This is a genomic window from Rickettsiella endosymbiont of Xylota segnis (assembly GCF_964019545.1).
In the GTDB taxonomy this organism is placed as follows: Bacteria; Pseudomonadota; Gammaproteobacteria; order Diplorickettsiales; family Diplorickettsiaceae; genus Aquirickettsiella.
Genome location: NZ_OZ026451.1, coordinates 1,593,192 through 1,605,864 on the forward strand (window position 1 = coordinate 1,593,192; position 12,673 = coordinate 1,605,864).

Sequence of the window (12,673 nt, forward strand, 5' to 3'; positions counted from 1 at the left end):
GTCAAGAATTCCAATCGAACTATTTTGTTTTTTTTATCTTTTAATCTATGCTTTCTATTATCTAACGGTAAGTAAAATTAATATGTCAACGTTTTTTCTATTTCTGCTATTGCTATTATGCATTTTATTCATTCTATTTAATTTTAGAAAAACCAGTTTAGTAACTGGAACAGTTTTAATTACAAGTTATATTCTTATCGGCAATGGTTTTTTCCCTGCTTATTTATTACACAACTTACAACTACCTTATAGTCAAACTCCTCCTATCAACTGGAAAAAAACGAATATTATTATTTTATTAGGTGCAGGCACCAGTAAAAGTCCAAGATCAAATCAAATAAAACCCAGCATATTATCATTTTCAAGAATTTCGCAAACTGCAATCATTTATCGTGAATGTAAAAATACTAATGCAATCTGCCATATACTAATAAGTGGTGGGGATCCATTGAATAATGGAAAATCAGAAGCAAAAACCTATCAAGAAAATTTATTATCTTTAGGAATCAACTCAAAAGATATTCTATTGGAGACTCAAAGTAAAAATACTTTTCAAAATGCTAGGTTTTCAAGCTATCTCTTAAAGAAGCATTATAATGAACAAATTTTACTAGTTAGCTCTGGATTAGCTTTGAAACGCGCACTTTTATATTTTTCTTTTTTTAACATTTATCCTAAACCCGTCGCTTCAGATTTTATTACCATCCCTATTGCTAAATATCCATTAGGATATAATCTTGCAATGAATGATTTTGCAATTCATGAATATATAGGAATACTTCGTTTTTATATTTATAACTTTTTGGGCTGGAATAAAAAATAATTCAAGCAGAAATTTACAACCCTATTATTTTTCTATTTGGCTAGATTCATATGCTTTTCGCAAACCTTGTAAAACTAAATCTGAAATAAGTGTATCGAATAAACCGGTATCTTCATAAAGCTGTGCAAAGCCGCCTGTGCCAATAACCTTAACAACTTCACCAGAAAAAACTTCTTTTTTAAATCCTAAAATAATTTCTTTAAGTGCTCCTAAATGCCCATAATAAAGACCACTTTGTATACTTTCGCGCGTTGTTCTACCCATGTAACTTATTGGAGTTTCTATGTCCACAGCCATCAATTTAGCGGTATTATTTTTTAAGGCTTCCATGCAAAGTCTTAATCCAGGTAAAATAGCGCCGCCCAAATAATTGCGATCTTTGGTAATAGCACATAAAGTCGTAGCTGTGCCCATATCTACAACAATCAATGCCTTTTCAGGAAAAATAGCAATCGCTCCTATGGCATTGGCTATCCTATCAGCCCCCACTTCATTTGCATTTTTACAACGGATATTTAAACCAGTTTTAACGCCGGGCTGTAAGATAAAATAATCAGCATCTTTAAAATATTGGAAAAAACTATGTCGCACCGTATAATCGTAATTTGGCACCACAGAAGAGATCGCAACCGCTTTGATTTTCAAAGGGTCTAGCTTATTGTATTTAAGTATATTTATTAAAAAAATTCCGAATTGGTCGGCTGTCCCCAATAAAGGAGTAGCATAGCGAAAACGCAAAATAAGCTTATCTTTGGAGAAGACTCCACATAACATATGTGTATTACCTACATCCAAACATAACAACATAATTGACCTAATATTATTTATAAATAGACACACTATACTTAAAAAGCCTGGCCAAAGACAATGTCTTCAAACAAAAACTCCACTTTTGATACAGAAAAAATTGTTAAAATTATAAAGCTCGATCTAAATGAAAACCCTCTTGGCGCTAGCCCTTTTGCAATCATTGCGGGTCAACAGGCCATGCTTAAGTGCCATCGCTATCCAGATAGTCATGGACTTTATTTAAAAAAATCTTTGTCTACCCATTTAGGTATTCTCGCTGAAAATATTACACTAGGTAATGGCTCAGAAAGCTTATTGGAACTTATTGTCAAAAAGATCTTAGGACCTTTAAATTCAGCTGTTATCCCCAATTTTTGCTTTACAGGGATTTCAAAAGTCCTAAAAAACGCTAATATTAGTTTTAAAATAGCTAAAAATCCGCATTCATGTCTCTCCGCTGTAAGCTTGCTAGAAGCCATTGAACCCATGACCAAAGTAGTTTTCATCGTTAACCCTAACAATCCCACTGGTAACTATATAAATAGATTAGAGCTGCAATATCTGTTGAAACATCTTCCTGAAAATATATTCGTCGTTATAGATGAGGCCTATGCTGAATACGTTGAAACCGAAGACTATCCTAATAGCATTCAATTCTTAGCCCAGTATCCTAATTTAATCATCCTTAGGACCTTTTCCAAGTTCTATGGCTTGGCAGGTTTGAGGCTAGGATATGCCATAAGTGAGCTAAAGATAGCCAGTATGTTGAATCATAGCTCTTTACCTTTTAGAATTAACGCGATTGTACTAGCAGCAGCAGAAGCTAGTCTCAAAGATCAAGCTCATATTCATTTAACCCATTTGTTGAATAGAAAAGGGTACTCCCAACTCCTCCAAGGCTTACAAAATTTAGGCTTAGAAGTTTTACCTTCTTTTGCAAACTTTCTATGTGTAAATTTGAAATCACCGAGTTTACCTATCAGTCAACTGCTTTTGTCACAAGGAGTATCTGTAAGACCGTTACATGACTATGGTTTACCGAGTTTTTTACGCGTTTCTATCGGTACATATACGCAAAATAAATCCTTTTTAAGCATATTGGAAAAAATACTTAAATCTAGCACAGAATAAGACTTTGCTATCTAGATAAGCATTTTTCATTTAAAATACATTTTGGACAATTAAAAAAAATAAACTTTAGGATAACAATAATGAGGGCACTTACTCTATTTCTTTATGAGGCTGTCATGCATCCTAGTATGGTAGGCGCATTATTTCCTAGCTCAAAAAAACTTGCTAATCGTTTAACTCAACAAATATCAAATAATTCTGGATTAGTAGTCGAACTGGGGGCTGGGACAGGGGCTATAACAGCTGCTTTAATAAACCAAAAAGGGCTCTTTTGTCAGCTTATCGTAATTGAACGATCTGCAAAACTTTCTAAACTTTTAATGCAACGCTTTCCGGAATTACGAATTATTCAAGGAGATGCATGTCAGTTAGGTAAGTTAATTAATCAATCTACCTCTGCACCTATACAAACTATCGTTTCGAGTTTGCCCTTACGCACTTTATCACCTTCTATTGTAGAAAAAATTGGTATTCAAATTAATCATGTTTTAACAAAAGGCGGGTTATATATTCAATATACCTACAGTTTGTGGGGAAAACCCTTATGCCCTGCCCCGCAGCTAAAATTGGTCCATCAACAATGGGTATGGCAAAATTTACCTCCAGCACGTATTGACGTATTTAGACACGAATGAACACTAACTTTTCTATTGCAATAACTTGTAGTGAAATTTGTTTATTATCTGCAGCAAAAGAGTTAGCAAAAAATAACTCCTTACCCTATATAGATTATCTTGAAAGTAAAAAATTTGATTATCTTTTAACTTTGAGTCCAACGGGTCTATATCTAGAGGATGTCGAAAAAAAACTCGGCTTATTAAAAATTGATTTTCTTCAAGGAAAACTAGCTTATCGGCTAAACCATCTTCAAAATCAAAAGCAATTGTTGGCTAGAGCAATTGGATTAAAACCTAATTTTAAACCGGTAGTTTTAGATGCGACAGCAGGACTTGGATGCGATAGTTTTGTTTTAGCGCAGTTAGGTTGTCCCATCACTTTATTAGAACGTTCACCGATAATTTTTCTTTTATTGGAGGATGCTCTAAAACGCGCTTTAGTTCACCCAAAATTTCTATCTTTATCGGTTCAACTAATAAAAATCGAGGCACTTATTTACTTAAAGCAAATAACTTCCAATATGCATTTATCTCCTGAAATTATTTACCTAGACCCAATGTTTCCTCATTCTACTAAATCTGCTTTAGTAAAAAAGGAAATGCGCTTTCTTCGACACGTTGTAGGGGAAGATAATGATGCACCTAATTTACTGAAATTAGCACTCACCTGTGCAAAGCGACGTGTTATAGTAAAAAGGTCTCGATTATCTAGGTATTTAGCACAAATAAAACCCCATCATAGTATATTCGGTAAACAACACCGTTTTGATGTATATTTAACTCATTTTTCTAACTAACCATTGCCGGGCTTAAACAACGCCCCGATTTATGGTATTCTCCAATATGATTAACTTTAAATAGTCCATGCGAACACGAAGCACTATTACTTCTTTGCCTAGCAGTTTCAGTTTGAGTTGTCATTTCATCAATATTTTCTAAGTTACTATCCTCATTAGCAGACGAAATATTCTCTTGTGAAATTTCAGCTCTTCTAAATGGCGTATCATTTTCAGATACAACTAAATTTTTCGATGAGGACATTAATACTTCAAGGCTTGACTCTTGTGTTTCTAAACTTTCGAGCAATGATACTGACAACTCTTTATTAATCTCAATAAGTTGTTCGCTTTGGACAAAATATTCCATTACTCTTTCAACTTGTGTAGTTTTACTTTCAAGATTGTAAGCAAATAAATACCACGATGCGATAGCTAATGCCCCTAGCGCTGTACCCACAATTAATATGATTGGAAAAAAAGCTGGCACCGCACTTGAAGCAACAATTGCAGCATATATAGAGGTTATAGGCCCCCACATAACCAGCCGAAAAACCAAACTGCCAGTGCCCAAGCGTTTAATAATTGTCATGGATCGATTTAAACCTTTTTTAATGTTAGTCCAAAAGGGTTTTTCATCACTAAAACGACGTAACATCCGATCATAGTCTTCTTGTAATATTTTTGTATTTCCTCTTTCATCTACTAATAATTTTATCTTATTTTCCAAGTCATCAAACCTTTTTTCATGGGCTTTCTTTGCCTTGACTGCCAAATAAACTCCATAACTCATACCTATTAAGAGAGTTACTCCAGTAATAATTGCAGTTACTACTAAACCTATGGGCGTAAAACTGGTCAAAGCTACTGTCGAAGGACACAACGCATAGGTAAGAATAACTTTTGTTGCATCGAAGAATACCCATCCCAAAAATAAAGGTAAAAAACAACCCTCAAGAAAACCTAAACAAATGGCATGGTATTTGCTATAGCGACGATTATTAATCACCGCTTGTAATTTTTTCATTAATAATGAATTTTTTAATACTACAGTTGAACTAGCAGCTTTTCTTTCTTGAAATTTTAAAAATACAATTTGTTTAGTTAAAAGAACTATTTTTTTTTCAAGCATGTCTTTATGTTGTGTTTCTATTGTCTCCTTTTTCATATTTTGGTTGATGTTGAATGTTTGATTGGTATTGATAAGATTAATAATTAGCAACAAAGGTAAAGCAACGCATAAGCTTATGCCTAACGGAATAACTGAAATCAGTGCAGCCGTAACAACTGGAGCAATTGGAATAAAATAAAAAATAAACAGTAAAATCCAGTAAATAAAGCTACTCTGAGCTAAGGCAGAAAAAATACTGGCGATAATTCTTTTATACCTTTTATCGCGTTTTATTTCTTTTAAAGTGGTTTCTGCGTTAGCCGCTATTAAAGGATATACATGATTAAAAAAACTTTTTGCATAATTTTCTGTCAAGCCAATAGTACAATTATTATTATCTTCTTTAATTTTAACAATATTCAATCCTACTTCATGATTTAATAGTCCACAAACTTGTTCTGAAATTATTTTAAGTATCTCTTCGTTAGAATATTTTTTTAACAATTCATTTAAATCATTAAGTTGCTTTCTTTCCTCTTTAGAAGCAAATAAACGTCGTCTAAAGCATGCAATTTTTGGAATATCATTAGGATTAAAATGCGCTGCTGTTATTAAATGCGGATAAGTAATTGGATAGTCAGAATTTTTCTTATATTGATCAATTTTATCTAATTTCTTTTTAATTTCTTCATTAAATAATTTAGACAATTGATAAAAATAAAAATAATTACTGTTTCGTTCTGCTTCACGCAATGTACAATATTTAATTACATAAATGTTTATAAAACTGGCACATACACCAAGAACTACCAATCCGCCATCGATCAACCCTACAAATTTACTGTTATTAATGGCATCAAAAAACTTAAAATCTTTATCACATGCACTTTCAATCACACTTACATTTATAGAAGGTGTAGCTACCAGTTCATCTAAAGAACAGAGACAACTATTAAAAACAGGGATTTTTGTTTTAGGGCTCACTAACCAACTTGGATCTTTTTTTAATAGCGATTTTTCCCCTTCTGAATTCGGTCCCGATAAACTTATTTGTCTTTCTAACCTTCTAGGAATACTAGGAGCATTTCCACCAAGTTCGAATGTTGTTTTTATTCCCTGATTATGTTTTTTTTCAATGGAAAATTGATCAACCATAAGAGCTCCTTCTGGAATTTAGTGGATTACAATAGTCAATTTTTAAATATTTTTTTGTTTAGTATATATTATTTTTTTAAATTTAATTATCATAATTTGAAAAATTAAAATTTTTTAACCTGATTAAATACAGCCCAATCTTTTTTTAATAGCCAATTTCGATTAGACTTTGCTTAAATATGAAATCTTTTTTGAAATGGGCAGGAAACAAACATCGAATTATCGATAAACTTAAATTCTACTTACCTAAAACTGATCGTTTAGTCGAACCTTTTTTAGGTTCTGCTACTGTCTTTCTTAACACTTCATATCCTACTTATGTATTAGGTGACAGCAATCTTGATTTAATTCACTTATATAAATATTTGCAACAAGAAGGTCAATTTTTTATCGATTATTGTCGATTTTTTTTTCAGAATAATTTTAATACTGCCGAGGAATTCTATCGTTTACGTCGTTTATTTAATGATTGTAAAGAACATCGTAAAAGAGCTGCTTTATTACTATATTTAAATAAACATTGCTTCAATGGATTGGCTCGATTTAATCGAAAAGGGGAATTTAATACTCCTTTTAGTTACTATAAAACTCCCTATTTTCCTGAGAAGGAAATGCAATATTTTTATGTGCATGCAAAAAGAGCGGAATTTATTCATGGAGATTTTTTGTCTACACTAGAATATGTAAAGCAAGGAGATGTAATATATTGCGATCCTCCTTATGTTGGATTATCTAAAACTGCAAATTTTACACAATATACGTCTGAAGGATTTAGTCATACCCAACATATTTGCCTAGCAAGTGCTGCAAGAAATTTGGCCGCGAATGGTATTCGAGTGATAATTTCCAATCATGATACAGAATTTACTCGTGAAATTTATACAGGTGCAACAATTATTTCATTAATAGTGCAACGCAACATTAGCAGTAAAGGATCAGAACGAAAAAAAGCTAAAGAACTATTGGCTATTTTCTCCTAACTCTTTTTTGTAGCGTTTAAATAAAATATTTCTTTCTTCAATAGAATAATTTATTTATCTCTAAATTCAATCCGAATTGGACTACCGATAATTTTCAACGTCTTGCGATAAAAATTTTCAAGATAACGCCGATAAGATTCCGGTAAAAAACTAGTATGTTGTCCATGGATGAGGATTACTGGGGGATTATATCCTCCTGGATGAGCATAGCGTAATTTAACACTTCGTCCGCGACTCAAAGGAGGCTGATGTGCGCTTACCGCTTGTTCTAATAAACGAGTTAAGCGTGACGTAGATAGAGTTTGCGTTGCAGACCGATAGGCTTGTTGGATTAATGCGAATAAATTACCAACACCCGTTCCGTGAAGAGCTGAAATAAAAATAAGTTTTGCGAAAGTTACAAATTGTAAACGCCGATCCAAATCTTTTTTGACTTGCGCTCTTTGTTCGTTAGACAAGCCATCCCATTTATTTACAGCTATGATAAGTGCTCTTCCACTTTCCAGAATAAATCCTAAAAGATGCAAATCTTGTTCACTTATGCCTTTCTGTGCATCAATCACCAATAAAACTACATTACTTGCCTCAATAGCCTGCAAACTTTTAATTACAGAAAATTTTTCTATCTCTTGTACCGTTTTTGATTTTCGACGAATGCCTGCGGTGTCAATGAAAGTATACAATTTACCCCGATATTCTACATCGTTTGCAATACTATCACGAGTGGTCCCCGGCTGATCAAAAACGATAGCTCGATCTTCTCCTAAAATCCTATTTAATAGGGTTGATTTACCTACATTAGGTTTTCCTATGATAGATACCTTTATTCTTGGAGCAACATCTTCTTCAAAAAGCGCATGTTCCATGGTTAAAGTTTCAATATTAAGGAAATGACTTAATACTTTTTCCATTAATTCTCGAATCCCTTGACCATGAATTGCAGAAATATTTGCAAGTGATTTCGTATGAAAACCTAATGGTGAAAACTCACTTTGTAATAAAACAGGATCTAAGCCTTCACTTTTATTAATCACTAATGTAATTTTCTTATTTAGCCGACGTAAAAGTTGTGCTAATTGCTGATCCAATACTGACAGACCTTCCCTGCCATTAACTAAAAATAGAACATGATCGGCCTCAGTAATGGCACGTTGGGTTTGCTGTTCCATAAGAAAAGCAATATCTTTTTCTTTACTTCCAGTTAAACCTCCCGTATCCACTACGATGTAAGGTTGATTTCCTACAACCCCTTTGCCATAAAGTCGATCTCGAGTTAAACCAGGAGTATCTGCAACTAAAGCATGTCGAGTTTTAGTCAAGCAATTAAATAAACTCGACTTTCCTACATTGGGTCGCCCTACAAGAACAATACTAGGCAAAGCAGAAGTGGTCATACAGGCAAGCTTGTATGCGTCCAAGCAGATAAACCACCTTCCCTAGTTAAGATACATACCATCGGATAATCCACGACGGGATCTGCTATAATACTGGCATTCTCATGAACAAGATCCCTTGCTAAAAGATGACCATCTGATTGAGCAAGCCAATGAATATAGCCTTCTTGGTCACCTATAATTAAACTATTTCCATATAAAGCCGGGGCAGTTAAACCTCGATGTTTTAGTACCTGCTGCTGCCAAAGCAATTCACCCGTGGAACGATTGAAGGCCCATACAACACCATCAGTATCTGTTATATACAAGCTATTTCCTACGGTAAGACCCGAATAACTTGAAAAACTTCTTTGCCATAAAATTCGTCCAGACCGTAAAGAAACTGCTGCTAGTTCCCCTTGATAAGTCACTACATAAATTACATCGCAAGATAATATTGGATCCACAGCTATATCAATTAATTGATCGGCGGCAGTCACCCCTTGTGGAAACGTAATATTTCGCTCCCATATTAAACTACCGCTCCTTAGATTCAGCGCGGCTAATTTACCATCTGAAAAACCAACTATAACCCTATTATCTATAACTTGTGGTGCGCTACTTGGTCTTAGGATTAACATAGGTGAACCATGCTCATAAGACCATAATAATTCACCGTTTTGTAAGTTTAATGCTAATACTTGCCCATCTACCGTTTTAAAAATAACTTGACCTTGTCCGATAGCGGGAGGAGCTAATACTTGATTAGGCAAGATTGCTTGCCATAAGACATCTCCTGTATCCGCCGCTAAAGCCATCACTTTAGGTTGCTTAGTAACCATAACAACTATTCCATCATTAACAGCTGGGCCACTCGTAATAACTTGCTTAATATTTTTTTGCCATATTTTACGACCATGGGCTAAATCTAAAGCTGTTACAAGACCGGATTTACTTGCAACAAAAATTTGATTTTGTTGAATAACAGGCCTTAAATGTAAATAGTCATCGTCCATACCTCTGCCGGTTGCTATAGACCATATTAATACTGGTTGAAGTTGGAAAGGATATGCAGTCAAAGGTGCTGGCATAGGTGTATTATCATCCCCTAAACCCGCACAAGCTGTTAAAAAGAATACGCAAATAAAAAGACCGAAAATATAAATTTTATTCATTAAATTTCTCATCAAGCGTAAACCAAATTATTAATTTTCATTTTTAACAGAGGTTGCTCAATAATATTTCCAAAAGCTTGCTCAGAAGCTAAATAATTTTGGAGTGCTTCTTTGCGATGGCCTAAATTATTAAGAATGTCTCCCTTTTCCTCCAAAAAAATCGGAATATAAGCCTTATCTTCATTTTTAGATAGTAAATTCAACGCTTCTTTTGCTTGATTTTGATTTAATAAAATTCGCGCTAAACGTAACCGTGCGATAGATTGTAAAGCTTGATCATGACCATGATCAATAATCGAAACTAATCTATTCGCAGCCTCAATTAAATTATTTTCATTAACTGCTAATTTAGCTAATTGTAAGGCTGCTAAAGATGCATAAGGAGTATATGGATAATTCTTTAACAATCCATCTGCTAAACTATTGAGAATAGAGATTTTTTCACCCGTGGCTATTGATGCCATTAAACGTTCATACTGCATTGATGCTAGAAGCAAATTATTTTCTTTCTCTTGACGCCAATAATTCCAGCCCCAACTAATAAAAACAGCAAAAATAATACCTATTAAAATTCCGACACCATATTCACGGCACCATTTTTTTACATTTTCAGCTTGTTCTATTGCGATTAATTCATTCATGTATTAAACATTCCTGCAGTTTTTTTAACGTCTGATCTTGGGAGACGATTTCTTGTGGACTTTTTTCTCTTAAGTTTTTAATAATGAAAGTGTTAGACTTTACTTCATCATCCCCTAAAATTAAAGCAAAACGCGCCCCACTTTTATCTGCACGTTTAAATTGAGATTTAATCCCATCTCCGCTCACATCAAGCATCAAAGTAACCGTAGGCAACTTTGCTCGTAAATGTTCTGCAAAAATCAAAGCTTTTTGAATAGCAATATCATTTATTGCAATAAAATAAATATCCGGAACAGAGATGGATGTTGCAGAATTTAATTTAGGTAATAAATTAATCAAACGTTCTAAGCCTATGGCAAAACCCACTGCCGGGGTGGCATGTCCACCTAGATGTTCTACTAGTTTATCGTATCGACCTCCTGCACAAACTGTATTTTGAGCAGCTTGCTGTTCATCTGTCAAAATCCATTCAAAAACTGTTTTATTGTAATAATCTAAGCCTCTGACCAAACGAGGATTAATGGTAAAATCAATATGTGTATTCGTAAGTATTTCTTGTAAAGTACAAAAATCTTGTTGAGAATCAGAATCAAGGTAATCAAGTAACTTAGGTGATTTTTCAATGAGCTCCTGCATTTCAGGGTTTTTACTATCCAAAATACGTAATGGATTGGTTTGTAATCGCCGCTGAGAGTCCTCATCTAAATATTTTAGATGTTGAGTAAAATAATTAACTAAGCTTTCTTTATGTAACTTACGCGAAATTGAAGACCCCAATGAATTAATTTGCAAACTTAATTGATGTTTTAAACCTAATTCATCCCAAAGACGTGCTGTCATCAAAATTAATTCGGCATCAATGTAAGGACGACCTATACCAAACACTTCCATGCCAAATTGATGGAACTGTCTATAGCGGCCTTTCTGAGGTCGTTCATGCCGAAACATGGGGCCTAAATACCACCAACGTTGAATTTGATTGTAAAGTAAACCTTGTTCTATACCAGCTCGAACACAACCCGCAGTTCCTTCAGGTCTTAGAGATAAACTTTCGCCATTACGATCAATGAAAGTATACATCTCCTTTTCAACAATATCAGTTACATCGCCAATACAACGTTTAAACAACTCGGTTTTTTCTAGAATGGGAAAACGAACTTCTTGGTATCCATATTGCTTAGCAAGCTTACGCAAACTATTTTCAACTTTCTGCCATGTAAAAATTTCCATCGGCAGAATATCATTCATGCCACGAATCGCTTGTATTTTTTCTGTCATAATTAATAATATAGTTGTTTACTTTTATGTTTGGTTTTTAATTTAGGTGTATGAATTAATGCTTTATAGGCGTCAGAATTTGGGAATCTTGTTTGTAACTTTAAAGTATAACTACCTGCAGCTGTTTGATTTCCTAAATTTCTGGCTAAAACAGCGCCCAACCATAAAGCATTAGCTGTAGGCTCTTTAACAAGCTGCATATAATGATCTAAATATTGCTGAGCTTGTTGATAGTTTTTGGTTTGATAATTTATTCTTCCTAATTCCAACCAAGAAATCGCCCGTTTTGGGTCCTGAGTAATTGCTTGTGTAAAATACCCTAAGGCTTTTTCAGTATCAGGTATCTGCATAGCACATAAACCTGCATTTTCATAGACTTGAGCCGTATTAAGATAACTAGGATCTTGTAATGCCAATAAAAAGTGCTGATCCGCTTCCGAGTAACGACCACGACGACACAAAAAAGTACCATAATTATTTTGTGCAGCACCGGATTTTGGATTAAGGGTAATCGCGCGACGATAATAAGCATCTGCAGAAGACAAACTTCCAGTACTTTCTAGGAAATAACCCATGGCCCCTTTTGCCTGCAAGGATCCCGGCGATTGTTGTTCAGCGAGCAATAATTTTTGATGTGCACGTTGTACATCACCATTTTCTAAATAAGCTAAACCTAGCTGAACATTTACATCGGATGCTTGCGAACCGGATACTTGTGTTCTAGATTTTGAAAAAACACTACAAGCCGTAAGCGTTACTATTAAAATAATGATGATGAATTGCTTTAATATCGAAATCATGTACTCTCCCATTTTTAAATTCC

The 12,673-nt window shown here is 34.1% G+C and carries 12 protein-coding genes; 5 read left to right on the plus strand and 7 right to left on the minus strand.

Annotation, left to right across the window (positions count from 1 at the left end; all coding sequences use genetic code 11):
• The first annotated feature begins 82 nt into the window (after positions 1-82).
• Positions 83-823, plus strand: a complete 741-nt coding sequence (locus tag AACL18_RS07235; protein ID WP_339050281.1) for a YdcF family protein — start codon at positions 83-85, stop codon at positions 821-823.
• Positions 824-847: 24 nt separating this feature from the next.
• Here AACL18_RS07235 and AACL18_RS07240 read toward each other — a convergent pair whose 3' ends face one another.
• Positions 848-1,630 carry a type III pantothenate kinase gene (locus AACL18_RS07240; RefSeq protein ID WP_339050283.1) on the minus strand — a complete coding sequence of 261 codons (783 nt, stop codon included), beginning with the start codon at positions 1,628-1,630 and terminating at the stop codon, positions 848-850.
• A 60-nt stretch (positions 1,631-1,690) separates the two neighbouring features.
• Between AACL18_RS07240 and hisC the strand changes: the two genes are divergently transcribed.
• The 3 genes from hisC (at position 1,691) to AACL18_RS07255 (ending at position 4,157) form a co-directional block, all read left to right on the plus strand.
• A complete protein-coding gene (gene hisC / locus AACL18_RS07245; protein WP_339050284.1) occupies positions 1,691-2,743 on the plus strand; it encodes a histidinol-phosphate transaminase in 1,053 nt (350 codons plus the stop codon).
• A gap of 80 nt (positions 2,744-2,823) precedes the next feature.
• Positions 2,824-3,378, plus strand: coding sequence for a methyltransferase type 11 (locus AACL18_RS07250; protein WP_339050286.1), 555 nt, complete (start codon positions 2,824-2,826; stop codon positions 3,376-3,378).
• The gene (locus AACL18_RS07255) at positions 3,375-4,157 is read left to right on the plus strand and encodes a class I SAM-dependent methyltransferase (protein ID WP_339050288.1); all 783 of its coding nucleotides are present in this window, start codon (positions 3,375-3,377) and stop codon (positions 4,155-4,157) included. Before AACL18_RS07250 ends, AACL18_RS07255 begins: the two co-directional genes overlap by 4 nt.
• On the opposite strand, the gene AACL18_RS07260 is transcribed toward AACL18_RS07255, so the two are convergent.
• Positions 4,150-6,402 (minus strand): hypothetical protein, encoded by a 2,253-nt coding sequence (locus AACL18_RS07260; RefSeq protein WP_339050289.1) that lies wholly within the window; start codon positions 6,400-6,402, stop codon positions 4,150-4,152. The two genes, AACL18_RS07255 and AACL18_RS07260, sit on opposite strands and share 8 nt — an antisense overlap.
• Before the next feature lie 179 nt (positions 6,403-6,581).
• Between AACL18_RS07260 and AACL18_RS07265 the strand changes: the two genes are divergently transcribed.
• Positions 6,582-7,382, plus strand: coding sequence for a Dam family site-specific DNA-(adenine-N6)-methyltransferase (locus tag AACL18_RS07265; protein ID WP_339050291.1), 801 nt, complete (start codon positions 6,582-6,584; stop codon positions 7,380-7,382).
• Between the two features lie 50 nt (positions 7,383-7,432).
• Here AACL18_RS07265 and der read toward each other — a convergent pair whose 3' ends face one another.
• Genes der through pilW form a run of 5 tightly spaced genes read right to left on the minus strand, consistent with a single transcriptional unit; the run spans position 7,433 to position 12,650 of the window.
• Positions 7,433-8,800 (minus strand): ribosome biogenesis GTPase Der, encoded by a 1,368-nt coding sequence (gene der / locus AACL18_RS07270; protein ID WP_339050292.1) that lies wholly within the window; start codon positions 8,798-8,800, stop codon positions 7,433-7,435.
• Positions 8,773-9,930 (minus strand): outer membrane protein assembly factor BamB, encoded by a 1,158-nt coding sequence (gene bamB / locus AACL18_RS07275; protein ID WP_339050293.1) that lies wholly within the window; start codon positions 9,928-9,930, stop codon positions 8,773-8,775. Before bamB ends, der begins: the two co-directional genes overlap by 28 nt.
• An 11-nt stretch (positions 9,931-9,941) precedes the next feature.
• Positions 9,942-10,571: a YfgM family protein gene (locus AACL18_RS07280; RefSeq protein WP_339050295.1), complete on the minus strand. Its 630-nt coding sequence runs from the start codon at positions 10,569-10,571 to the stop codon at positions 9,942-9,944.
• Positions 10,564-11,850, minus strand: coding sequence for a histidine--tRNA ligase (gene hisS, locus AACL18_RS07285; protein WP_339050297.1), 1,287 nt, complete (start codon positions 11,848-11,850; stop codon positions 10,564-10,566). Before hisS ends, AACL18_RS07280 begins: the two co-directional genes overlap by 8 nt.
• 2 nt (positions 11,851-11,852) lie before the next feature.
• Positions 11,853-12,650 carry a type IV pilus biogenesis/stability protein PilW gene (gene pilW / locus AACL18_RS07290; RefSeq protein ID WP_339050298.1) on the minus strand — a complete coding sequence of 266 codons (798 nt, stop codon included), beginning with the start codon at positions 12,648-12,650 and terminating at the stop codon, positions 11,853-11,855.
• Positions 12,651-12,673: the final 23 nt, after the last annotated feature.